This window comes from Candidatus Binataceae bacterium, assembly GCA_035500095.1.
GTDB lineage: Bacteria > Desulfobacterota > Binatia > Binatales > Binataceae > JAKAVN01.
Genome location: DATJXN010000002.1, coordinates 1 through 21,653, shown reverse-complemented (window position 1 = coordinate 21,653; position 21,653 = coordinate 1). Strand labels below are relative to the sequence as shown.

Genomic DNA, 21,653 nt, shown 5'->3' with positions numbered 1-21,653 from the left:
AATCCTGAGAATCCTGTCCTGGGAAGCTCGCGAGGGGGAAGCATGGCGACTGCACCATCGATAGCCGCAGCCGCGGCGGCCGAGAAACAGCGCAGGCTCGCGCTGCGCGATCTGCTCAACGCGAAATATCAGTGGATTGACCGCTCGTGGGATGCGGTGTTCTGGATCACTGCGATCTTCGTGGTCGCGGGCGCCGCCGATATCACGCGGCTGCTGTTCGCCGGCGACTGGGATTTCTGGACGGACTGGAAGGACCCGCAATGGTGGCCGGTCGTGACCGCGTTTGCCACCATCATCATTCCTTCGGCGCTGCAATACATCCAGTGGGCCGCATGGCGATTTCCTACCGGCGCGACTTACACCTGCGTATGCCTGTTCATGGCCTCGTGGATCGGGCGCTACTTCCAGTGGCACGTCGCCGAAGGCTATCCGATGAATTTCATCTGGCCGATCTCGACGATCCCCGCCGCGATCATCCTTGACTGGCTGCTGATGAGGACGAAGAGCTTTGTCCTGACATCGCTCTTCGGCGGCGGGATCTGGGCACTGCTGGTGTGGAGCTTCAATTACATCCCGCTCGCTCCGTTCCTGCAGCCGATGCAGTTCATGCATCACATTCTGACCGTCGCCGACGTTCAGGGTATCGTCTACATCCGCACCCAGACGCCCGAATATATGCGGCACATCGAGCGCGGCGCGCTGCGCAGCTTCCTTGGCGAGACGCAGTACGTGTCGCTGCTCTTCGGCGGCACGCTGGCAATGCTGGGCTACTGGATTGGCCAGTTTATCGGGCGCTACCTCGCCGTGTGGCCTATCGGCAGATACATCAAGACCGTCTGAAGGGGACGCGGGAGCAGCGGCAATGCGTACCACTTTTCGCGCCGTCATCGTCGCATTCGTCGCGACGGGTCTCTGCTCTGCGAGCGCCTGGGCGCACGGCGGTATCGCTGGCCCCGACGAGCTTGGACCGCCGGTCATCACGTCGGCTGTGCTCGGAATCGGCGGCTATTGGCTGATGCAGCTGTGGCCGTCGCGCCGGCGCACGGCCGTCAACGACAAGAAGCAGCGCAGGCCGCTGCGCGGCGCGATGAAGTAGGGGACCTGTCGGGGGATTTGCCAGGGGACTTTGCCTGGGGACTTGCGAGCGGCGTCGCACGCCGCACGGGGAGACGAAAATGCGAAGGCGATTTTCGGCAGTTCTGGCGGCGGCGCTCTTTCTGCTGACCGCGGCTTACGCGCCGCGCGCGTTCGCGCACGGCGAGGCGGCCGACGAGCCGTTCCTGAAGGATCTCACCGCCGCGTTTTACGACGTCCACATCTCTCCCACCACGATAAAGGTCGGCGATCCGGTCACCATCACCGGCACTGTGAAGATTCTCGAGACCTGGCCCTACACGCTCGACCCGCCCCAGACCGCCTATATCACGCCCGTAGTTCCCGGCCCGGTGTTCGCGATGGTTGACCGCGAGATCAACGGGACCACTGCTCCGGGCTCGATCCTCGTCGACAAGGGCGCGACCTATCATTTCAAGATGGTGATGCGCGGGCGCAAACCCGGCGAATGGCACGTCCATCCGGGAATCGCGGTACAGGGCACGGGCACGCTGATTGGTCCGGGCGAGTGGGTCAAGGTCGAGCCGGCCGCCGAGCCGTTCAAGATGGACGTGACGCTGCTCACCGGCGAGACCGTCAACCTCGAGCACTACGGCGGGAGCTTCGTATGGTGGTGGTCCTTGGCCGGATTCATCATCGGGATGATCTGGATGGTGTACTGGACGGTTCCCAAGCGCACCGTCACCCGTCTCGCGGTGACCACGCAAATTCCGGTCAATGACGACGCTCCCGACATCGGGCTCATCACGCCGCGCGACCACATGTGGATGGATCTGCTGGCCGCCGCGACGGTCGCGATGCTGATCGTCGGCTGGATCTACATGGCGGTCAAGTTTCCGGTGCGGCTGCCGCAGCAGACCGTGCGGTTCACGCCTGAGGTGATCGACCCGACGACTCATTCGGCGCAGGTGATGAGTTCCGCATCGAGCTACGACGAAAATACCGACACGCTCACGATCAATCTGGCGATCAAAAACAACGGCAGCGCTCCGCTCAGTCTCAAACAGTACATCATGGCGATGGCGACGTTCGTCAACGGCGGCCCGGACGAGCAGGCAAAGGCGGGGCCGGCGCATTACGTCGGACAGATGAAGGTCGAACCCGACGCTCCCATCGAGCCGGGACAGACCGCGAAGGTGCAATTGAAGATCTCGAGCCCGCTGTTCGATGAAGAACGGCTGATCCCGCTCCACGATCCCCAGGAGCGTATCGCGGGACTGCTGCGCTTTGCCGATCTGCAGGGCCATGAGGACCTGGTGACGATGAAGACCGACCTGGTGCCGACCGAATTTCGTCCGCAGTACCTGCCGTAGCCGCCGAACAGGGAGCCAAGTGAAGATCAAGCGACGGGAGTTTCTGCGAAAGAGCGCGATAGTGGTAGCGGGCGTCTCGGCCGCCGCCGCCGCGGGCGTCACGGTCCCGGCTCTTGCCGCCGACTGGACCGCGAAACTGAAAACGCTTACCGCGCATGAAGCCGAAACGCTGCTCCGGATGGCGCGGCAGATATTTCCGCACGACCGCCTCGACGACAGTTATTACGTCAAGGTGGTCGAGGACCTTGACGTCGAGGCGTCAGGCAAGCCCGCCACCGCGAAGATGCTAAAGGCGGGAGTAGCCAATCTCGATCGCTCGGCGAAAGGAAATTTCGCCGCCGAGCCCGCGCAGGAGCAAACCGCCGCGCTCGAGAAAATTCAGCATACGCCGTTCTTCGAGAAGGTGCGCAGCGTCGAGCTGGTTTCGCTTTATAACAACCAGGAGGTCTGGAAAGTCTTCGGCTACCAGGGCGCCTCCTACCCGTTCGGCGGCTACCTGCATCATGGCTTCAACGACCTGAACTGGCTGCCCGATCCACCCGAAGCGGCAAGCCCGAAAGCAGGCTGACCAAAGGGGCGTGCCGTGAGTCGATTCGATCTCAAAGACGATTCGGTAGTAGTCGTCATCGGCTCGGGTGCGGGCGGCGCGACGCTCGCGAACGAGCTCTGCCACAAGGGGTTCAAGGTCGTGCTGCTCGAGGCGGGGCAGCGGCAGTCATCGCAGACCTTCCGCAACGACGAATGGTTCGCGTTCAAGCAGCTCGCATGGCTCGACAAGCGTACCGCCTCGGGCACCTGGCGGGTGGCAAGGGACTTTCCCAATCTGCCGGCGTGGACCTGCAAGACGGTCGGCGGGACCACCACGCACTGGGCGGGCGCCTCGCTCCGCTTCCAGGAGCACGAGTTCAAGGCCAAGACTGCCTATTCGAGCGTCGCCGGCGCGAACCTTCTCGACTGGCCGCTCGATCTCGCGGAACTGGCGCCATACTACGCCAAGGCCGAAGACAAGATGGGCGTCACGCGGACCAACGATATTCCCGGATTGCCCGGCAACAACAACTTCAAGGTGATGTATAACGGAGCGACGCGCGTCGGATACAAGACCGTGCACACCGGGCACCTGGCCATTAACAGCCGGCCGCGCGATCGCCGGGCCTCCTGCTGGCAGCTCGGATTCTGCTTCCAGGGCTGCAAGTCGGGAGCGAAGTGGTCCACGCTGTACACGGAAATCCCCAAGGCCGAGGCCACCGGCAGACTCGATCTGCGGCCGGAGTCGCACGCGCTCCGGATTGAGCACGACGCGAGCGGCAAGGCGACCGGCGTGCTCTACGCCGACAAGAACGGCAGGCACGTTGAGCAGAAGGCGCGAATCGTGTGCGTAGCCTGCAACTCGATCGAAAGCCCGCGGCTCCTGCTCAATTCCGCCTCGTCCACTTTCCCGCACGGGCTGGCGAATTCCTCGGGCCAGGTCGGCAAGAACTATATGCGGCATACGACCGGGTCGGTTTACGCCATCTTCGAGAAGCCCGTGCACATGTATCGCGGCACCGTGATGGCCGGAATCATCACGGACGAAGCCCGGTTGAATACCAAGCGCGGGTTCGCCGGCGGGTTCGAGATGGAAACCGTCTCGCTCGGATTGCCGTTCGCGGCGGCGTTCCTCGATCCGGGAGCGTGGGGACGCGACTACACCAGCATCCTCGAACAGTATCCCAACATGGCCGGGATGTGGATCGTCGGCGAGGACATGCCGCAGGAGACCAACGCCGTGACCCTCCATCCGACGGAGGAGGATCAGTGGGGCCTGCCGATTCCCAACGTGCACTACGACGATCATCCGAACGACGTCGCGATGCGCAACTACGGGTACAAGCAGGGCGCTGCGGTTTACAATGCGGTCGGAGCGATCAAAACGATCGAGGTGCCTCCGTATCCGTCCACGCATAACATGGGCACCTGCCGGATGAGCGAGCGTCCCGCCGACGGCGTGTGCAACAAGTGGGGCCAGACTCACGACGTGAAGAATCTCTTCATCTCCGACGGCAGCCAGTTCACTACCAGCGGCGGCGAAAACCCGACGCTCACGATCGTGACCCTGGCGATCAGGCAAGCCGATCACATTGGCGCCGAGAGCGCGAAGCGGAACCTCTAAAATGACGCAGCGTCGGCTTAGCGGGCGGAGTACGCCGGCGGCGGTATGGATCGTGTCCGTGGCGGCGATATTCGCGCTCGCGTTTGCCCCCGCCGCGCGGGCCGAACGTGGCAAGGCCGTGTCCGAAACGCAGCTTGGCCTCGCCGACGGGCTGCCAAAGATAAGCTTTACGGATCAGAACGGCAGGGCGATTTCGCTTTCCTCGTTGAAGGGCAAGCCCGCGCTCGTCGCCTTCATCCATACGCAATGCGAAGGCCCCTGCGAGCTGATTACCGCCAACATGAAGCAGGTCGCGCGCTCGCTCGGAACCGGGTTCGATTCTGAAGTTACGATGCTTTCGATCACGACCGAGCCCGACGAGGACGGGTCGCCCGAACTTCTCGCCTATGCCAAGGCGCAGGGCGTGAACTCGGACGGATGGGTGTTTCTGACCGGCGCGCCCGCGGACATCCGCCACCTCCTCGCGCTTTATGGAGTGGCGGCCGAGGAGAACAAGTCGGACCACGTTCTTGAACTGTTCCTGCTAAGGCCCGACGGCGCCGGAGTGCGCCGTTACAGCGGAGTTACGACCCGCCCCGAGACGATCGCGTCGGACATCAGGAACGCCGCTTCGCTTCGTTAGACCGAGTCCTTCGTTTTTTGTTCATCATTCGCGCCCTCAGGCCGGCGGTCTCATGCCGGCGCACCGGATCCCGAGTTCCGGCGGGGGCTTGCGGCTGAAACAAATCACCGCCATCCGGCGTTTTAATTGCTGCGGGAGCTGTGAAAAGGTATTTCCTACGTTCGTGCGCCGGTCGATCGGGGGATGATCTTGGGGAAGGAATCGGGCAAGGGCGTGACGCCGGGTAGAATGCGACGCGGTCGAATTGGGGCGGCGGCGCTCGGTCTTGTCGCGATGCTCCTTGCCGGGGCCTCGCCGGCGACCTCGCAGCAGGGCGGATTCGGCGCGCCTCCGCCGCAAGTCCGTCACCAGGGCGATTCTGTGCTCGAGGTGCCTTCGGCGCCGGCAAGCCAGGGGGGTGCAGAGGAGGCGCCGACGGCGCCGCTCGCGCCGCAACAGGGTCCCGAGCTGGAAGTTCCGTCGAGGGCGCTCCGCGGCCAGAGCGGCTACGAGCAGCTGACTGTAACCGTCACCGATCAGAGCGGGCACTACGTTACCGGCCTGCAGAAGGGTGATTTCCGCATCTATGTCGACGGTACCCAGCGTCCGCTCGAATTTTTGCGCCGCGACACCAACACGCCGGTGTCGGTTGGGATCCTGGTGGATACCTCGGGCAGCATGGAGCCCAAGATTCCGCAGGCGCGGGCCGCGATCGCGCAGTTCATCCGCGAACTCAACCCGAACGACGATATTTTTCTGTACGCATTCTCCGACCAGGAATTCCTGCTGCAGCCCTTCACCACCAATCACGACCTCGTGATGCGCAGGCTCGGCCTGCTCCACGCCTACGGCGATACCGCGATTTTCGACACGCTGATGGACGCGCTTCGCATGATCGCCCGCGGCCGTTACGACAAGAAGGCGCTGCTCGTCGTCACCGACGGGATGGACAACGCGAGCCGTGCCACGCTCCCTGAGGTCGTGCGGCGAGCGCGGCGGATGGGCGTGCTGATCTATTCGATCGGAATCGGCGATCCCAACTCGAGCAAGATCGGCTTTGGCGTGGGTTCGCTGCTGTTCGGCGGCAATCGCGATCACGTGGACGCGGAGATGCTGCGCGAGCTGTCGACCGAGAGCGGCGCGCGCACCTTCCTGCTCGGCGAAGTAGGCGACGGCGAGCTGTTGCGGCAGGATTGCATGGCGATCAGCAACGAGTTGCGCGAGCAATACACCGCGGGCTTCGTCGTGCCTGATCCAACGATGCCGGGCTACCGGAGCCTGCGCGTGGACGTTCCAGGAAGGCCGGAGCTTACGGTGCGCGCGCGCAAGGGCGTAACGGTCGGCCCCGATGCGCCGTCGGCCTACGCGGGCGCGCCGAATCCCTAGCGCGCCTGGCGCTTTAGTGCGCCCGCGGCGTGCGCGCGGTCAGTTCCCCGGCGCCGTGGATGATTCTTTCACCCGACGGAGCTTAATCACCATGCGAAACGGGCGCGCCGGATCCTTGCGCGCAAGCCACGGGCCTGCTGTCGCCGCGACTTCTCCGACGTAGATATCGCCCTCGCGGCCCACCGCGATTCCGTGCGGCGCGATCATCTGATTCGGAGCCTCGCCCTGGGCATTATCCAGAAGGTTCGCGCGCAAGGTTCCGTCGAGCGAATAGATACTCACTCGCGGACCGTAGCCGGGATGGTTCTGGATTTTCCACAGTTCCGGCGCGAGCTGGCACCACCATGAACTGGAGAGCTCGCCGATATAGCACAACTGCGAATCGCGCGTGTCGATATACATCGCGCACCGGCGCGCCATATTGGTCCAGATATCCTGCAGCTTGCCGTTCGGCGCGAATACCTGGACGCGCTGATTTTCGCGGTCGGCGACATAAACGTAGCCGTCGCGATCGGTGCAGATGTTGTGCGGCAGGCTGAATTGCCCCGGCCGGTTGCCCGGCTCGCCCCATGAGCACAGCAAGCGCCCGTCCGGCGTGTACTTGTGGACCTTGGTGTTGCCATAGCCGTCGGATACGAAAAGCTCGCCGCTGCCCGGATGAATCGCGACATGAGTGCAGCGGCATAGCGGCATCCCGCTCATGCCCGCAGCGGGTTTGCCGCTGGTCCCGAGCGTCAGCAGAATCTTGCCGTCGGCCGTACACTTCCTGACCGTGTGGTCGAGATTATCCGTGAGCCACACGGAGTCGTCGGGGCCGATCGTGACCGCGTGCGCATTGGGAAAGGTTTTCTTGTCGCCCCAGGATCGAAGGAACTCGCCGTCCTTGTCGAGCACTACGACGGGCCGCTCACCGCGGTTGAAGAGATATACGTTTTCCCGCGAATCGATACCCACGCCCGCGACGTCGAAGGTTCCGTCAATCCCAGTGGCACGCGACATCCCCCACCCATCCACGATCTCGTAGGTATATTCGTCGTTGCCGGTTCGTATCGGCTTCTCGTATTACCTCGGGCGCCGCCTGGCCGGCCGGCGAGAAGTCAGGCGAAGCCTCAAAATACATGCTCTCCAGCGCGGATCCGCCGTCATCGTTTTCCACCGACAGTCCCATGCGGGTCACCCCGCCGGACGTTCCCGCCGACCTGAAGCCGCGGCGTTGAAGGAAGCGTATCACTCCCCGGTTCGACGCGAGCACGCTCGCCTCGAGGCGGCTCACGTGCTGGTAGCGCGCCATTCCGATGAGACATTCCAGCATGAGTCCGCCGATGCCTCGGCGCTGGCAGGCATCGACGACGCTGAGCCCCAGCTCGGCCGCAGACCGGCACTCCTCCAATGCCACGTAACGGCCGTCGCTTACAATCAGGTCCGGTTCCTCGCCGCCGGCGAGCGTCGCCACCAGGGCGACATGGCGGAAAAAATCAGGTTCCGTGAAGTAGCGCAGCTCCTGGACGCTAAGTCCGTTCTTGATTCCGAAGAATCGATTGTAACGCGAATCGGGACCGAGCCCGTCGAAGTGACGCGCAAGCAGTTGCTTGTCATCCGAACGAATCGCGCGAATCCGCATCGGCGTACCGTCGTGCAGAATCCTATTCGCGAAGTATTGCGACAAATCGCTGGACATCCACATGCTTCCCCTCCTCCGATGCTGTAAAGAAGACGCGCAGCCTGAGGTTCACGGACAGATCGGCCTACAACGGTTTCGCAAATGATGAAGCCTTTGGCCATTCGCGAAAGCGCCGCGCCGGTTTCGCGAGCGAAGTTCAAGCGTTCAAGAATGAAAGCACCATCTGTGCCATCATTTGTGCGACGAATCTGCGGTCGCGCGCGCGCGGAAGAAGGACACTTGTGCCCATCCGATGTGCGCGCGCCGCTGGCTTGAGCAGGCAGACTCTTGAGGATCCGAGGCTCAGCGGGCGGCTAGCCGGGTTTTGGGCTGAACCACTTGAGCATCTCCATGCCCCACGCCATCGCGGCGTCGGTGAATCCCGGAAAGAGCGCGGCGACTTTCTCGGCGAGGGCCGCTCCGGACGGCACATCGACTTCGAGCAATCCCATCGCGATCGCTGCAACCACCGCCCACGTGACCCATTGCGGCGGCATCGCGAGGAGCCCCGGCGCCAACTCGCCCTGGCCGCTCTCGCCTTCCCGGATCATCGGCGTATCGACGACCCCCGGCATTATCAGCGACACGGTAATCCCGCTGCCGTACAGTTCGACGCGGAGCGCTTCGGTCAGTCCGACTACCGCAAACTTCGTGGCGCAGTATCCGCCGAGCGGCGGCACTCCGCGGCGGCCGGCGAGCGACGCGATGTTGACGATGTTCCCGCGCGCTCGCGCGCGCATCGACGGAGTTACGGCCTGGATCGCGTGCAAGGTGCCGTGGAGATTCACTTCCATCATCCGCTGAAGGTCGGCGGGCTTCATGGTCTCGACGCTTCCCTGGATCAGAACGCCGGCCGAGTTCACCAGAATATCGATCGCGCCGAATGCCTCGAGCATGCAGTCCACGGAAGCGCGAACTTCGTTCGGGCGGGTTACGTCGGCGCCGAGCACCAGCGCCTCGCCGCCACCAGCTTCAATTTCCCGCTTGAGTTGGTCGAGATGCGCGGTGCGCCTGGCCAGCAGCGCGACTCGCGCACCCATCCGGCTTAGCCCGAGCGCGACGTCGCGTCCGATACCGCTCGAGGCGCCCGTTATCAGCGCGTTGCGATCGCGGAAATAGCTGCTGGCCGCCATTGCCGGAACCCTGATGAGCGAGGGCTACGCGGTCACGTGATCGCTCAGCCCTTCGAGGTCGTGGCTCATGATTAGAAGGTCGCGGGGCCGGCCCGTGCGATCGACCACCCAGTCCTGCAGCAGCGCTTCGACGCTGAAGCCTATCTTCTCGAACGCCGCGCGCGCGCCGGCCTGATCGGGCGTCATCATCGCGGCCATCTTCTTGAGCCCGCGTGCCTGTCCGAGGCGGAAGATCTGCGCGTTCAGTTGACGGCCGAGGCCCGCACCGCGGTAGGCGACGCCGACCTGGACGCGAATTTCGCCAATCCTGCGCGTCCATCGCGCCTGCTCGAGATGCAGACTGGCGTAGCCGGCCATCTCGCCGTCAACTTCCGCGAGCACGGTCACCGTCGCGCCCTTCTCGATATTTCCGATCCATTCGTCAACCAGCGCAGGTTCGGTGATGTCCGTGCGCAGGAAGAGCAGGTCGTCGGGCGGGAGCGATCGCGCAAAGCCAAGAACTTTTTCCTTGTCCCCCGCCTGCATCAGCCTGAACGAGACCGGCCGGCCGTCGGAGAGTTTCAATTCCCTGGGATAGCCGGAATTTTCGCCGGTACTCTGTTTTGCCATCGGTTTACTCCCTGATGGTGGCGACGACATGAAAATCGGTGATTGCGGAACAAGTTATCAAAGCTGTAACGCTTTTGTGGAACGCTCCGCGCGTCTTCGCGGGATGATTGAATTTGACGGAAAGCGCCGAATGGCGCATCGTTGAGGGCCTGCGACGAATCAGAACCGGGGGCGTCCGGAGATGGCCGAGGGAAGCAAACTTGCACGCCGCCTGAGCACCCAGGACGCTTCCTTTCTCTACAACGAGACGGCCAACGGACCGCTCCACATCGGGGTCCTCCAGACCTTCGAGGGCGAGATCGAGCCCGAGCGGCTGACCGAGCATTTCGCGCGCCGCGTCCATCTTTTGCCGCGATTCCGCCAGCGCGTGGTGTTTGCGCCGTTCAATCTTGCGCACGCGACGCTGGAAGACGATCCGGATTTCGCGCCGAGCAACCATATCTGGCACCACGTGCTGCCTCGCCGTTGCACGGACGCGGAGATGACCGAAGCGGCGATGCGCCTCAACGAAACCATGCTCGAGCGCAACCGTCCGCTCTGGGAGTTGCATCTGTTCGGAGGTCTCGAGGGCGGGCGCTCGGCGCTGCTATGGAAAATCCATCACTCGATCGTGGACGGCGTCTCGGCGCTGCAGGTGATCTCGGCCGCGATGGATTTGCGGCCCGACGCTCACGCGCCTGCGCCCGAAGAGCCGCCGTGGTCGCCGCAAAAACTCCCCGACACTTCGAGGTCGCTGCTCGATGCGGCGGCGGCGCTCGTGCGAAGCCGCCTCGATGAGATGGGCGAGGCCGGACGGCTTCTCGGCTCGCCGGCCGACCTGGCCGAGCGGAGCGCCGCGATGGCCGCCGCGGCTGCGCAGATGCTCCAGATGATGTCGCGGCCGATCGTCGCCGCGCCCTGGAACGCAGGCCTGGTCAGCCACTCGCGTTCGCTCGCATACCTGGGGGTCTCCTTCGGCGACCTGCGGGCGATCCGCGGCTCTCTCGGAGGAACGGTCAACGACGTCGTGCTGACCATTTTGAGCGAAGGCGCGGCGCGCTACCTGAAACATCACAAGGTCGCGTCCCATGGGTTCCCGCTGCGCATCGGATGCCCGGTCAGCGTGCGGCGCGAAAGCGAATCCGGCGCGATGGGCAACCGGGTCTCGATGATGTTTCCCGAGCTTATGGCTACGCCGATGGATCCGATCGAACGCTATCGCTCGGTGGTGCTCGAGACCGAGCGAATCAAGGCTGCGCGCGAGCCGCAGGGGATGGACCTGCTGGTGGCGACTGCCGACGCGGTCGCGCCGAGCCTTCAAGGGCTGAGCTCGCGCATGGCCGCCACCGCGCTCGACGCCGCGACGCGGCTCTCCGAGCTGAGCGGCGGGATCGCGCGGATAATCGCAGGCGCGCCGACCGGAATCAATTTCGTCGCCACCAACGTGCCGGGGCCGCAGGTTCCGCTGTATTTCGCGGGGCGGAGGATGCGCGATTTCGTCGGCCTCGTTCCGCTCGCGGGCACGCTAGGATACGGCGTTGCGATTGTCAGCTACAACCAAAGGCTGTTCTTCGGGCTGATGGCGGAGCCGCGGATGATGCCCGATGTGGAATTCATGAAGTCGTGTATCGCGGACTCGTTCGAAGAACTAAAGGCGGCCGCGCTAAACGCCGTGCCCGTGGAAGAGCGGCTGGCGCGGGCGGCCGAACAGGTGATGAAACGCGATTCAGCGATGACGTAACCGCGCCGCCGGCTGGCCGCCGGTAAAGGCGAAAGCATCGACCGGGCGTTGCAGAGGAGCGCAGCCTTCAAGACAGTCTTGGAGAGCATCGCAAGCCCTCGCTCAACAAGCTTCCGGCGCCGCCTGAGTCAGGAGGAGATGAGCATGGGACAGCCACAAAGCGACGACGAAATCGCCTCGCTGTATCAGGCGCTGGGAGCGGAGGTGCAGGAAGTCCTGCACAAGGCGACGTCGGGCGCCGATCGCGACGAGCTAAACGCCGCGGCCTGGAAGGCTTACGACGCGTGGGTCCGCGCGGCGCACGCCTCGATCGAGAGGGTGGTCGCGACGCCGGCGGTCGGCGACGCCGCCGCGGGCGTGCTCAACGTCTTCCTGCGCGCGGCGCAGGTCGGCAACTCGCTCGTCGGTTCGCTGTTTGCGCCGCTGTGGCCGCTGGTCGGACTGACTCCGCTCACCGAGATGCAAGCGCTGTTCGACCGAATCGAGAGTCTGCGGCGCGAGGTGCGCCAGGTCACCGCGCCGGACATGCCGAAGCCGATCGCGCCCGTGGCGGCGCAGCGCGTCGCCGCGCCTCGCGGCCGGCGCAGCCACAATGGAAACGCCGCCGCTGACAAGAAACCGGCTCCACTCGGCCACTAACCCGCCACCTAAACCTGACGGCCGGGACGCGCCGCGTGCGCCAAGAGGAAGAAATCGCGATGTCGTTGATAACCGAACTTCCGATGTACTGGCTGGACGGCGCCGTGCGCGCGCTTGACGGCAGACGCCGCGGTTTGAGCGACCATTATCCGCTCAGCGAGGATCCGCCAGGAGTGACGCCCTACGAGGTCGTTTACGAAGGCGGGAAGGTCAGGCTCAGACGCTACGCGGCGCAGGGCAGGGCGCATCGCACGCCGCTCGTCTTCGTTTATGCGCTGATCAAGCGGCCCTTCATCCTCGACATCTATCCGGGGCGCAGCGTCATGGAGAACCTGACGCGCCAGGGCTTCGACGTTTACATGGTCGAATGGATTCCGCCGTCGCGCGCCGACAGCTGGCGCGGCTTCGATGCCTATGTGAACCAGGACCTGGGCGATACCGTGCACGCGGTAAGGAATCTGACCGGTGCGCCGAAAGTCAGCATGCTCGGCTACTGTTTCGGCGGGCTGCTGACGCTGCTGTACGCGGCGCTCCATCCCGACGAGGTCAAAAACCTGATTACGCTGACTACTCCCTTCGACACCGCGGTCCAGGGTAATCCGCTCTACAACCTCGAGAACCGCTTCAGCGGGCAGACGGTCGATCTGATCACGTCCGTTTACGGCAACTGCCCCGCATGGTTCATCAGAGGACTGTTTACCGCGACCGCCGTGGTCCATCACGCGATCGACAAGTACGTCGGGCTCTACCGCAACAAGGAGAAGGAAGACTACGCGGAGTTCTTCGATCTGTTCGAGCAGTGGATGTCCGGGGACGTCCCGCTTGCCGGGCGGATTTTCCGCGAGATGTCGCGGGAGATTTTTCAGAAGAACCTGCTCAAGCAGGGCGAGTTCAGCGTCGGCGGCGAGCGCGTCGAATTGGCGAACATCGTTTGCCCGCTGCTCAACGCGATCGGCGAGCTTGACGACGTGGTATTTCCCGCCTCCAGCCTGCCGCTCGTCGATTTCGTCGGCAGCGAAGACAAGCGCAACCTGACCTTCCCCGCGGGACATATCGGGATGATAGTCAGCGGTGCGGCGCAGAAACACTTCTGGCCCGAGGTCGGCGCCTGGCTCGCGGAGCGCGACTGAAGCGGCGCGGTGACTTGCGGAGCCGCTTCGGCCTAGAGCAGAGCGCGGCGCATGTCGGCGAGGATCGCGCTCAGGTAGGTGACGAAGCGCGCGGCCAGCGCGCCGTCGATCACGCGATGGTCGTAGGAGAGCGAGAACGGCAGCATCAGGCGCGGCACGAAAGCGCCGTCGCGCCATACCGGCTTGGTCGCCAGGCGCGATAGCCCGAGAATAGCCACTTCGGGCGCGTTGATAATCGGCGTGAACGCGGTTCCGCCGATTCCTCCGAGGCTGGACACGGTAAAGCATCCGCCCTGGATGTCGGCCATCTTGAGCTTGCCCTCGCGCGCGGCCTGCGCGAGCGCAGCGGTCTCGCGCGCAATCTGCAGCACGCCTTTCTTATCGACGTCGCGGACCACCGGCACCACGAGGCCTTCTGGCGTGTCGGCGGCAAAGCCGAAATGGAAATACTTCCTGAGGATGAGGTTCTCGCCGTCGAGCGACGAGTTGAATTCCGGATACTCGGCCAGGGCGCGGACCAGCGCTTTGAGCACGAAGGCGAGCATCGTGATGCGAACGCCGTCCCTGGCGTGCGCCTCGCCGAGTTCGTGGCGGAGCGCCTCGAGGTCAGTCACGTCGGCCTCGTCGAACTGGGTGACGTGAGGAATCATCGCCCAGTTGCGCGCGAGATTGGCTTTCGAGAGGCGGCGGATGCGCGAGAGCGAGCGGGTCTCGATCTCGCCGAATCTGGCGAAGTCAACCTTCGGCCATGGCGCCAGATCGAGCGCCCCGCCCAGCCCGCCCGCGCGCGGGGGCGCGGCGAGCGCGCTTTTGACGAAGTTCTGCACGTCGCCGCGAAAGATCCGGCCCTTCAATCCGGTGCCTTTGACGCTGCCCAGGTCGACTCCGAGTTCGCGCGCGAATTTGCGCACGGCCGGGCTCGCGTGCGGCTTGTGCCCGGATTCGCCCTCAGGCGATACGGCCAGCGTTAATGCCGCGGGAGCGCTCGAGGAGCCGTCTTGCGCGGCTACGGCGCCCGGGGCGGATGGCGGTGGCGCGGGTGCTGGAGCCGCCGCGGCCGCAGGCGCCGAGGTCGATGCAGAACTTGCCTCGGCTGGCGGCGCCGCTTTGCCGTTGGGAGCTGCAGACTTGCCGGCGGATTCCGCAGCCTTGCCATCGGGGGACTTGCCGGCGGATTCCGCGGCCTTGCCATCGGGGGCCGGCGCGGTCTCGATCACGACGATGGGCGATCCTTCGGAAACCTTGTCGCCGACCTTGACCCTGATTTCCTTGACGATGCCGGCCTCGGTGGACGGCACCTCCATCGAGGCCTTGTCGGATTCGATCGTGATGAGCGAGTCGTCGACGCGCACCGGATCGCCCGGCTTGACCATCACCTCGATGACCTCGACGTCCTTGAATTCGCCGATGTCGGGAATCTTGATATCGATCAGCGGGCCCATCGCATCACACCGTTGCCGGATTCGGCTTTTCCGGATCGATTTCGTATTTCTTGATCGCAGCGGCGACCCGGGAAGCGGGTATTTCTTCGTCGTCGGCGAGCGAGCGCAGCGCGGCGACGGTGATGTAGTAGCGATCGATCTCGAAGAAGCTGCGCAGGCGCGCACGATAGTCGCTGCGGCCGAAACCGTCGGTGCCCAGGACGCGGTAGCGTCGGGGAATGTACGGGCGAATCTGATCGGCAAAGGTGCGGATATAGTCAGTCGCCGCGACCACCGGTCCGGGATGGTCGGCGAGGCAGGTTTCGACGTAGCTGAGCCGCTGCGGCTCGGTAGGATGCAGCATGTTCCAGCGCTCGACGTCGATCCCGTCGCGCCTTAGCTGGGTGAAGCTCGGCACGCTCCAGACGTCGGCGGCGACGCCGAAGTCGTCGCGCAGCAGGTCGGCCGCCGCGATGGCCTCGCGCAGGATGGTTCCCGAGCCCAGCAGCTGGACGCGCGGCCCCTTGCCGTTGGCGCTGCTGTTGATTAGCGGATACATGCCCTTGAGGATACCGTCCTCCACGCCCTCGGGCATCGCCGGATGAACGTAGTTCTCGTTCATCAGCGTGATGTAATAGAAGACGTCCTCCTGTTCCGCCAGCATCCGCCGCAGGCCATCGTGGATGATCACCGCGAGCTCGTATGCGAAGGTCGGGTCGTAGGCGATGCAATTGGGTATGACCGAGGCCAGCACGTGGCTGTGGCCGTCGGCGTGCTGGAGGCCTTCGCCGTTGAGCGTGGTGCGTCCGGAAGTTCCGCCGAGCAGAAAGCCGCGGCATCGCGAATCGCCCGCGGCCCATGCGAGATCGCCCACGCGCTGGAATCCGAACATCGAATAGAAGATGAAGAAGGGGATCATCGGCAGGTTGTGGGTGCTGTATGAGGTCGCGGCGGCGATCCACGACGACATCGCGCCGGCCTCGGTAATTCCCTCCTGCAGGATCTGGCCGTGCTGGTATTCGCGATAGAACATCAACTGGCCGGCGTCCTCGGGTTTGTAGAGCTGGCCGACCTGCGAAAAAATTCCGAGCTGACGGAACATCCCCTCCATGCCGAAGGTGCGCGATTCGTCGGGAACGATCGGCACCACGCGGTTGCCGATGTTCTTGTCGCGCAGCAGCGCGGAGAGAATCCGCACGAAGGACATCGTGGTCGAGACTTCGCGGTCGCCGGTGCTCGCGAGCTGCGATTCGAACGCGGAAAGCGGCGGAACCGGTAGCGGCGCCGACTTGCGCCGGCGCTGCGGCAGGCTGCCGCCCAGCGTCTTGCGGCGCTCGCGCAGATACTGGAATTCGACGCCGTTTTCGTCCAGCCGATGCAGCGGCACCTCGGCGATCTGATCGTCAGCCACCGGGATCTTGAAGCGATCGCGAAAGGCCTTGAGCTCCTCGAGTCCCATCTTCTTCTGCTGATGGGTGATGTTCATCCCCTCGCCCGCGGCGCCCATCCCGTAACCCTTGATGGTCTTGGCGAGGATGACGGTGGGCTGGTCGCGATGGTTAACCGCGGCGGCGTACGCGGCGTAAACCTTGAGCGGGTCGTGGCCGCCGCGGCGCAGTTGCCAGACTTCGTCGTCGGTCATGCCGGAAACCATCTCGAGCAACTCGGGATACTTGGCAAAGAACTCCTTGCGCACGTAAGCGCCGTCGCGCGACTTGAAGGCCTGGTATTCGCCGTCGACGCATTCCTCCATGCGCTTGCGCAAAAGTCCGAGCTTGTCGCGCGCGAGCAGAGCGTCCCAGTTGCTGCCCCAGATGACTTTGATCACGTTCCATCCGGCGCCGCGGAAGTCGGCCTCGAGCTCCTGGATGATCTTGCCATTGCCGCGCACCGGGCCGTCGAGCCGCTGCAGGTTGCAGTTGACGACGAAGATCAGGTTGTCGAGCTTTTCGCGCGCGGCGAGCGAAATTGCGCCGAGCGATTCGGGCTCGTCCATCTCGCCATCGCCCATGAAGGCCCAGACCTTGCGATCGCCCATCTGGCCGAGGCCGCGCCCCTCGAGATACTTCATGAAGCGCGCCTGGTAGATCGCCGTGATCGGCCCGAGACCCATCGACACCGTCGGAAACTGCCAGAACTCAGGCATCAGCCACGGATGCGGGTAGGACGAAAGCCCGCGGCCGTCGACCTCGCGCCGGAAGTTGAGCACCTGCTCTTCGGTGAGATGGCCTTCGACGAACGCGCGCGCGTAGATTCCCGGGGACGAATGGCCCTGGACGTAGACGATGTCGCCGCCGTGATTTTCGGTCGGCGCGCGCCAGAAATGACCGAAGCCGATGTCATAGAGCGTAGCCGCGGATTGGAAGCTCGCGATGTGGCCGCCGAGCTCGGAGCCCTCCTTGTTGGCGCGCACCACCATCGCGAGCGCGTTCCAGCGGATCGTCGAGCTGATGCGCCGCTCGATTTCGCGGTCGCCGGGATAGTGCGGCTGGCGCTCGGGCGGGATGGTGTTCAAGTATGGTGTGTTGGCGTTGTAGGGCAGGTAGGTGCCGCGCAGGCGCGCCGCCGTGATGAGCTGTTCGAGCAGATAATGCGCGCGATCGACGCCTTCAGCGTCGATCACGGCCTCCAGCGAATCCAGCCATTCGCGGGTTTCTTCCGGGTCAGTGTCCTGAATCGCTGTCATCGGACCGTTCCTGTTGTTGCACGATGGTTTGGGCTTCGCCGCCGCCTCCGCCGATGCCCCTCTGACAAGAGTTACATTTTGCTCCAACCGCAGCGAAAGTGCATCCGCGTCCCGGGGTCTCTTGCGTCCGCGCCTTCGAGACCGCCGGCCTGGCCGGCGCGGGCATCGCGGGGCCGCCGCGCAAGCGGCCGCGGGTTATCCAGAGCGATATCCGCCCTGTTGACGCAGCCGGATGCTTCGCGTTATCGCCTGTGACCTATGCACGACGCGGTCTCGCGATGGGATCACCTGGTGCAGGAAGGGCGGGTGCATCGCTCGCTCTACACCGACCCCGCAATCTTCGCCGAAGAGATGGTGAGGATTTTCGGCGGCACCTGGGTTTACCTCGGCCACGAAAGCGAGATCGCCAAGCCCAACGATTTCGTCGCGCGCACGCTCGGCCTTAGGCCGATCATCATCACACGCGATGGCGGCGGCAAGATCAACGCATTGATGAACCGCTGCACCCATCGAGGGGCAACGGTGTGCCGCCTGCGCGAGGGCTCGGCGCGGTACTTCACCTGCGGCTATCACGGATGGACTTACAGCAGCAGCGGGAAGTGCGTGGCGGTGCCGGGCAGCGACGCCTACGGGCCGGACTTCAAGCTGGAGCGCTACGACCTCGCGAGAGTTCCGCGCCTCGAGACTTATCGCGGATTCATCTTCGGTACCCTTAATCGCGCAGCGCCCGGGCTGGCGCAGCATCTGGGCGCGGCGCGTCCGCTTATCGACCAGTGGCTTGATCGCTATTCGGGCGCCGAGATCGTGGTGCGCAGTTCGGCGCAGCGGATGGTGATGGCGGCCAACTGGAAAATGGTCTACGACAATGCCGGCGACGGCTACCATCCGCCATTCTCGCATCGTTCGTTGCTGGCGATGACCGCGCGGCGTCACGGATCCGGGCGCGACATGTCGTACTTCGGCACCGCCGATCCGGACGATTGCGCCATGTACACGCAGGCGCTCGGCGGCGGCCATACCTTTATCGATCAGCGGCCCGAGATGCATGCCGAGTCGGCCTGGAAACGGCAGCGGCCGCAGCCCGGACGCGAAAACTACGAGGAACAGCTGCGCGAGCGAGTGGGAGACGAGGAAGCGAATCGATTGCTCGAGATTGCGGTCGGGTCAGGGATGAACCTCAACATCTTTCCCAACCTTCTGATCATCGGCAATCAGATCCAGGTGGTCGAGCCGATCGCCGTCGACCGCGTACAGGTGACGTGGTATGCGACCACGCTGAGCGGCGTGCCCGACGAGATCAATGTGCTGCGGATGCGCACGCAGGAGGATTTTCCGAACTTCGGCGAGGTCGACGATTGCGCGAACTTCGAAGCCTGCCAGCAGGGGCTTGCGATTCCCGAACTCGAATGGATCGACATCAGCCGCCATCTGCACACCGGCGTCGAGCGGACCGACGCCCAGGGGGTCGTCACAGGCCCGGTGAGCGACGATCTCCACTTGCGCGCCTACTACAGGGAATGGAAGCGGTTGATGAGTGCCGAGCTCAATCTCACGGTGCAATAGGAGCCGGCTTTGGTGACGAAGGACGACTCCGGCGCGGGCGAGCCGTATCGCTACGTCAACGACGCGCTCTACGAGCGGCTGACGGCGCTCGAAAGCACGTGGAAGAATCCCGCAGAGCCGCCGGCGCGCGAACTAGAGCAGGCGTGCGAACGGCTGATCAAACGCGAGGCGCGGCTGCTCGACGACGGCGAGTTCGAGCGCTGGCTCGAACTGTTCAGCCGCGAGTGCATCTACTGGATACCGGTCAGACGCGGCAACGATCCGCGGCGCGAGATTACGGGAGAATTTCACGATCGCCGCCGGCTGCGGGATCGCGTCGCGCGGCTGCGCACCGGCAGCGCCTACTCGCAAATCCCGCCGACCCGCACCTGTCATCTGCTGAGCAATCTGGAAATTTTCACGAGCCGCACCGACGAACTCGCGGCGCGGGCGAATTTCGTGATTCAAACCTATCGCCTGGGCGTTCATCGCGCGCTCGCGGGTTGGTTCGGATACCTGTTCGTGGCGGAGCAGGGCGTCTGGAAAATCGCGCTGAAGCAAATCAACCTGCTCGATTGCGACGAGGGCCAGGAGAACAATTCCTTTTTTCTGTGACGGCAGCCCACCGGCAGGATCGCGCCGGGCTTGGAGGCCTTCTTTGGCCGCGGAGGTGAGACTTGGCTGAATCGGATGAAGTCAGGCCCTCGGGCCTATCGCGCCCGGGATTCATCGAGCGCCACGGACTTTGGACGGCGGCGCAAAGCGAGCGGGCGCGCGGCCTGCGCGACACGATCGAGCGCGACGGCATAAGTTCGGTGCGCGTGGTGTTTGCCGACCAGCACGGAATCGCACGCGGCAAAACGCTGACCGCGCCGAACTTTCTCTCGGCGCTCGAGCGCGGCCACGGCATCGTCAGCACGTTGTTCGCCTTCGACACTTCCAACCACGTCGTGTTCCCCGTATTCACCGGCCAGGGCGGCCTGCCGCTCGGCGCAGCCGGCGGTTCGGGCGACCTCCTGATGGTTCCCGACCCGGAGACCTTCCGCGTGTTGCCGTGGGTCCCGGCTACGGCGTGGGTTTCGGCCGATCTGTATCTGCCCGGTGGCGCGCCGGTCACGATCGCGCCGCGCTACATCTTTCGCCGCGCGCTGGAAGAAGCGCGGGGCAAAGGCTTCGGCTCGATGGCGGGCCTGGAAGTCGAGTTCTACGTGATGAAGCTCGACGATCCGCGTCTAAGGCTCGAGCAATCCGGTCAGCCTGCGGAGCCGCCGCAAGTGAGCCTGCTGACGCATGGCTTTCAGCACCTGGCCGAGCAGAAGATCGATGAGATGCAGCCGATCCTCGAGATGTTGCGCGAAAATCTGGAGGCGCTTGGACTTCCGATCCGCAGCCTTGAGACCGAATGGGGCCCCAGCCAGTTGGAGGTGACGTTCGAGCCCGAAACCGGACTCGCGCCGGCCGACGATATGTTGCTGTTCAAGAGCGCGGTGAAGCAGATATGCCGGCGCCACGGATGTCACGCGACGTTCATGTGCTGGCCCGCGCTGCAGAATGTTTACGCAAGCGGCTGGCACCTGCATCAGTCGCTCTACTCGCTGGCGACCGGCGAGAACGCGTTCGCGGCGCCCGATGAGTCGCAGTTGCTGTCCGCAGCCGGGCGCAATTTCATCGGCGGCCTGCTGCATCATGCGGCAGCAAGTTGCGTATTCAGTAACCCGACCGTCAACGGCTACAAGCGCTTGCGCCCCAATTCGCTCGCGCCCTACCTGGCGAATTGGGCGACCGAAAATCGCGGTGCGATGATCCGCGTAATCGGCAGCCCGACCGATCCCGGCACCCACCTCGAGAACCGCATCGGCGAGCCGTCCGCCAATCCCTACTTGTACCTCGCGTCAAATTTGATCGCCGGGATGGACGGGATCGAGAGGGCGCTCGACCCCGGGCTGCCGACCACCGATCCCTACGCAGACACAGGCCGCGCGGTACTTCCGCGATCGCTGATGGATGCGGTGAGTGCGCTCAAGAGCAGCACGCTCTTCCGCGAAAGGATGGGCAACGAGTTCATCGACTACATCGTTGCAATCAAGGAATTCGAGATTGCGCGTTTTCTCGCGTACGTGACCGACTGGGAGCATCGCGAGTACTTCGAGATGTTCTGACGCGGGCCGCCGCTCGCGGGCAGGAAGATACCGGCCGGATGGTACTGATCCTGCATGAAAGGCGCGAGGACGCGATGCGATCGCCTCGAACGACACCGCTAATTGGAGCCGCGATTGTGCAGATGATGGGCTCGGGCCGAACAGTCTATTTGGTTTCCTTTTTCCTTCGGTCGCGGTATGAAGGGCAATCTTGTCGAAGCTGAAGGGAGGCCGCGTCGAATGGGCGAGCGTCGAGCGTCGAGGGCAATTCTTCAGGGGGTTCTGCTGGTCTTGCTTGCGAGCTTCGTGAACGCCACGGCCAGCGCGCAGCAGAAGGGCTCGGACACGTTGCTGGTTTGTACGGCATGCCACGTTCCCAAGGATGGCAAGCTTGATTCGATCGATTCGGT

At 64.1% G+C, this 21,653-nt stretch carries 19 protein-coding genes; 13 read left to right on the top strand and 6 right to left on the bottom strand.

Going from position 1 to position 21,653, the window contains the following annotated elements; translation table 11 throughout:
- The first annotated feature begins 42 nt into the window (after nucleotides 1–42).
- The 7 genes from VMI09_00130 (at nucleotide 43) to VMI09_00100 (ending at nucleotide 6,565) form a co-directional block, all read left to right on the top strand.
- Nucleotides 43–840, top strand: a complete 798-nt coding sequence (locus VMI09_00130) for a methane monooxygenase/ammonia monooxygenase subunit A (protein ID HTQ23075.1) — start codon at nucleotides 43–45, stop codon at nucleotides 838–840.
- A 22-nt stretch (nucleotides 841–862) separates the two neighbouring features.
- Entirely contained in the window at nucleotides 863–1,096 is a 234-nt protein-coding gene (locus VMI09_00125) for a hypothetical protein (GenBank protein HTQ23074.1), read from the top strand.
- 79 nt (nucleotides 1,097–1,175) lie between these two features.
- Nucleotides 1,176–2,426 carry a methane monooxygenase/ammonia monooxygenase subunit B gene (locus tag VMI09_00120; GenBank protein ID HTQ23073.1) on the top strand — a complete coding sequence of 417 codons (1,251 nt, stop codon included), beginning with the start codon at nucleotides 1,176–1,178 and terminating at the stop codon, nucleotides 2,424–2,426.
- Between the two features lie 19 nt (nucleotides 2,427–2,445).
- Entirely contained in the window at nucleotides 2,446–2,994 is a 549-nt protein-coding gene (locus VMI09_00115) for a hypothetical protein (protein HTQ23072.1), read from the top strand.
- Between the two features lie 15 nt (nucleotides 2,995–3,009).
- Complete coding sequence (locus VMI09_00110; GenBank protein ID HTQ23071.1) at nucleotides 3,010–4,578, top strand: GMC family oxidoreductase; 1,569 nt, start codon at nucleotides 3,010–3,012, stop codon at nucleotides 4,576–4,578.
- Nucleotide 4,579: 1 nt separating this feature from the next.
- Entirely contained in the window at nucleotides 4,580–5,200 is a 621-nt protein-coding gene (locus VMI09_00105; GenBank protein ID HTQ23070.1) for an SCO family protein, read from the top strand.
- Nucleotides 5,201–5,428: 228 nt separating this feature from the next.
- The gene (locus VMI09_00100) at nucleotides 5,429–6,565 is read left to right on the top strand and encodes a VWA domain-containing protein (GenBank protein HTQ23069.1); all 1,137 of its coding nucleotides are present in this window, start codon (nucleotides 5,429–5,431) and stop codon (nucleotides 6,563–6,565) included.
- A 39-nt stretch (nucleotides 6,566–6,604) separates the two neighbouring features.
- On the opposite strand, the gene VMI09_00095 is transcribed toward VMI09_00100, so the two are convergent.
- From VMI09_00095 to VMI09_00080, 4 genes are all read right to left on the bottom strand, one after another.
- Nucleotides 6,605–7,564, bottom strand: coding sequence for a peptidyl-alpha-hydroxyglycine alpha-amidating lyase family protein (locus VMI09_00095; GenBank protein ID HTQ23068.1), 960 nt, complete (start codon nucleotides 7,562–7,564; stop codon nucleotides 6,605–6,607).
- Nucleotides 7,542–8,186 carry a GNAT family N-acetyltransferase gene (locus VMI09_00090; protein HTQ23067.1) on the bottom strand — a complete coding sequence of 215 codons (645 nt, stop codon included), beginning with the start codon at nucleotides 8,184–8,186 and terminating at the stop codon, nucleotides 7,542–7,544. The genes VMI09_00095 and VMI09_00090 overlap by 23 nt, the downstream gene beginning before the upstream one ends.
- 353 nt (nucleotides 8,187–8,539) lie before the next feature.
- Nucleotides 8,540–9,358 carry an SDR family oxidoreductase gene (locus tag VMI09_00085; protein ID HTQ23066.1) on the bottom strand — a complete coding sequence of 273 codons (819 nt, stop codon included), beginning with the start codon at nucleotides 9,356–9,358 and terminating at the stop codon, nucleotides 8,540–8,542.
- Between the two features lie 24 nt (nucleotides 9,359–9,382).
- The gene (locus tag VMI09_00080) at nucleotides 9,383–9,967 is read right to left on the bottom strand and encodes a GNAT family N-acetyltransferase (protein HTQ23065.1); all 585 of its coding nucleotides are present in this window, start codon (nucleotides 9,965–9,967) and stop codon (nucleotides 9,383–9,385) included.
- Nucleotides 9,968–10,148: 181 nt separating this feature from the next.
- On the opposite strand from VMI09_00080, the gene VMI09_00075 reads away from it, so the two are divergent.
- The 3 genes from VMI09_00075 (at nucleotide 10,149) to VMI09_00065 (ending at nucleotide 13,456) form a co-directional block, all read left to right on the top strand.
- Nucleotides 10,149–11,687 carry a wax ester/triacylglycerol synthase family O-acyltransferase gene (locus tag VMI09_00075; protein HTQ23064.1) on the top strand — a complete coding sequence of 513 codons (1,539 nt, stop codon included), beginning with the start codon at nucleotides 10,149–10,151 and terminating at the stop codon, nucleotides 11,685–11,687.
- Between the two features lie 144 nt (nucleotides 11,688–11,831).
- On the top strand, nucleotides 11,832–12,326 hold the full coding sequence (locus VMI09_00070) for a hypothetical protein (GenBank protein ID HTQ23063.1): 495 nt from the start codon (nucleotides 11,832–11,834) through the stop codon (nucleotides 12,324–12,326).
- Between the two features lie 59 nt (nucleotides 12,327–12,385).
- Nucleotides 12,386–13,456: an alpha/beta fold hydrolase gene (locus VMI09_00065; GenBank protein HTQ23062.1), complete on the top strand. Its 1,071-nt coding sequence runs from the start codon at nucleotides 12,386–12,388 to the stop codon at nucleotides 13,454–13,456.
- A gap of 32 nt (nucleotides 13,457–13,488) precedes the next feature.
- On the opposite strand, the gene VMI09_00060 is transcribed toward VMI09_00065, so the two are convergent.
- Nucleotides 13,489–14,898 (bottom strand): dihydrolipoyllysine-residue acetyltransferase, encoded by a 1,410-nt coding sequence (locus tag VMI09_00060; GenBank protein ID HTQ23061.1) that lies wholly within the window; start codon nucleotides 14,896–14,898, stop codon nucleotides 13,489–13,491.
- A gap of 4 nt (nucleotides 14,899–14,902) precedes the next feature.
- The gene (gene aceE / locus VMI09_00055) at nucleotides 14,903–17,563 is read right to left on the bottom strand and encodes a pyruvate dehydrogenase (acetyl-transferring), homodimeric type (protein ID HTQ23060.1); all 2,661 of its coding nucleotides are present in this window, start codon (nucleotides 17,561–17,563) and stop codon (nucleotides 14,903–14,905) included.
- 258 nt (nucleotides 17,564–17,821) lie between these two features.
- Here aceE and VMI09_00050 point away from each other — a divergent pair, with 258 nt between their 5' ends.
- The 3 genes from VMI09_00050 (at nucleotide 17,822) to VMI09_00040 (ending at nucleotide 21,264) form a co-directional block, all read left to right on the top strand.
- Nucleotides 17,822–19,126 carry a Rieske 2Fe-2S domain-containing protein gene (locus VMI09_00050; GenBank protein ID HTQ23059.1) on the top strand — a complete coding sequence of 435 codons (1,305 nt, stop codon included), beginning with the start codon at nucleotides 17,822–17,824 and terminating at the stop codon, nucleotides 19,124–19,126.
- A 12-nt stretch (nucleotides 19,127–19,138) separates the two neighbouring features.
- Nucleotides 19,139–19,720: an aromatic-ring-hydroxylating dioxygenase subunit beta gene (locus tag VMI09_00045; protein ID HTQ23058.1), complete on the top strand. Its 582-nt coding sequence runs from the start codon at nucleotides 19,139–19,141 to the stop codon at nucleotides 19,718–19,720.
- A gap of 62 nt (nucleotides 19,721–19,782) precedes the next feature.
- On the top strand, nucleotides 19,783–21,264 hold the full coding sequence (locus tag VMI09_00040) for a glutamine synthetase family protein (GenBank protein ID HTQ23057.1): 1,482 nt from the start codon (nucleotides 19,783–19,785) through the stop codon (nucleotides 21,262–21,264).
- The last annotated feature ends 389 nt before the right edge of the window (nucleotides 21,265–21,653 follow it).

Bases quoted from the DNA above. Each gene is read 5' to 3' on its own strand.
- VMI09_00130 (HTQ23075.1), top strand. From the start codon at position 43: ATGGCGACTGCACCATCGATAGCCGCAGCCGCGGCGGCCGAGAAACAG.
- VMI09_00125 (HTQ23074.1), top strand. From the start codon at position 863: ATGCGTACCACTTTTCGCGCCGTCATCGTCGCATTCGTCGCGACGGGT.
- VMI09_00120 (HTQ23073.1), top strand. From the start codon at position 1,176: ATGCGAAGGCGATTTTCGGCAGTTCTGGCGGCGGCGCTCTTTCTGCTG.
- VMI09_00105 (HTQ23070.1), top strand. From the start codon at position 4,580: ATGACGCAGCGTCGGCTTAGCGGGCGGAGTACGCCGGCGGCGGTATGG.
- VMI09_00100 (HTQ23069.1), top strand. From the start codon at position 5,429: ATGCGACGCGGTCGAATTGGGGCGGCGGCGCTCGGTCTTGTCGCGATG.
- VMI09_00095 (HTQ23068.1), bottom strand. From the start codon at position 7,564: ATGTCGCGTGCCACTGGGATTGACGGAACCTTCGACGTCGCGGGCGTG.
- VMI09_00090 (HTQ23067.1), bottom strand. From the start codon at position 8,186: ATGCGGATTCGCGCGATTCGTTCGGATGACAAGCAACTGCTTGCGCGT.
- VMI09_00085 (HTQ23066.1), bottom strand. From the start codon at position 9,358: ATGGCGGCCAGCAGCTATTTCCGCGATCGCAACGCGCTGATAACGGGC.
- VMI09_00080 (HTQ23065.1), bottom strand. From the start codon at position 9,967: ATGGCAAAACAGAGTACCGGCGAAAATTCCGGCTATCCCAGGGAATTG.
- VMI09_00075 (HTQ23064.1), top strand. From the start codon at position 10,149: ATGGCCGAGGGAAGCAAACTTGCACGCCGCCTGAGCACCCAGGACGCT.
- VMI09_00070 (HTQ23063.1), top strand. From the start codon at position 11,832: ATGGGACAGCCACAAAGCGACGACGAAATCGCCTCGCTGTATCAGGCG.
- VMI09_00065 (HTQ23062.1), top strand. From the start codon at position 12,386: ATGTCGTTGATAACCGAACTTCCGATGTACTGGCTGGACGGCGCCGTG.
- VMI09_00060 (HTQ23061.1), bottom strand. From the start codon at position 14,898: ATGGGCCCGCTGATCGATATCAAGATTCCCGACATCGGCGAATTCAAG.
- aceE (HTQ23060.1), bottom strand. From the start codon at position 17,563: ATGACAGCGATTCAGGACACTGACCCGGAAGAAACCCGCGAATGGCTG.
- VMI09_00050 (HTQ23059.1), top strand. From the start codon at position 17,822: ATGCACGACGCGGTCTCGCGATGGGATCACCTGGTGCAGGAAGGGCGG.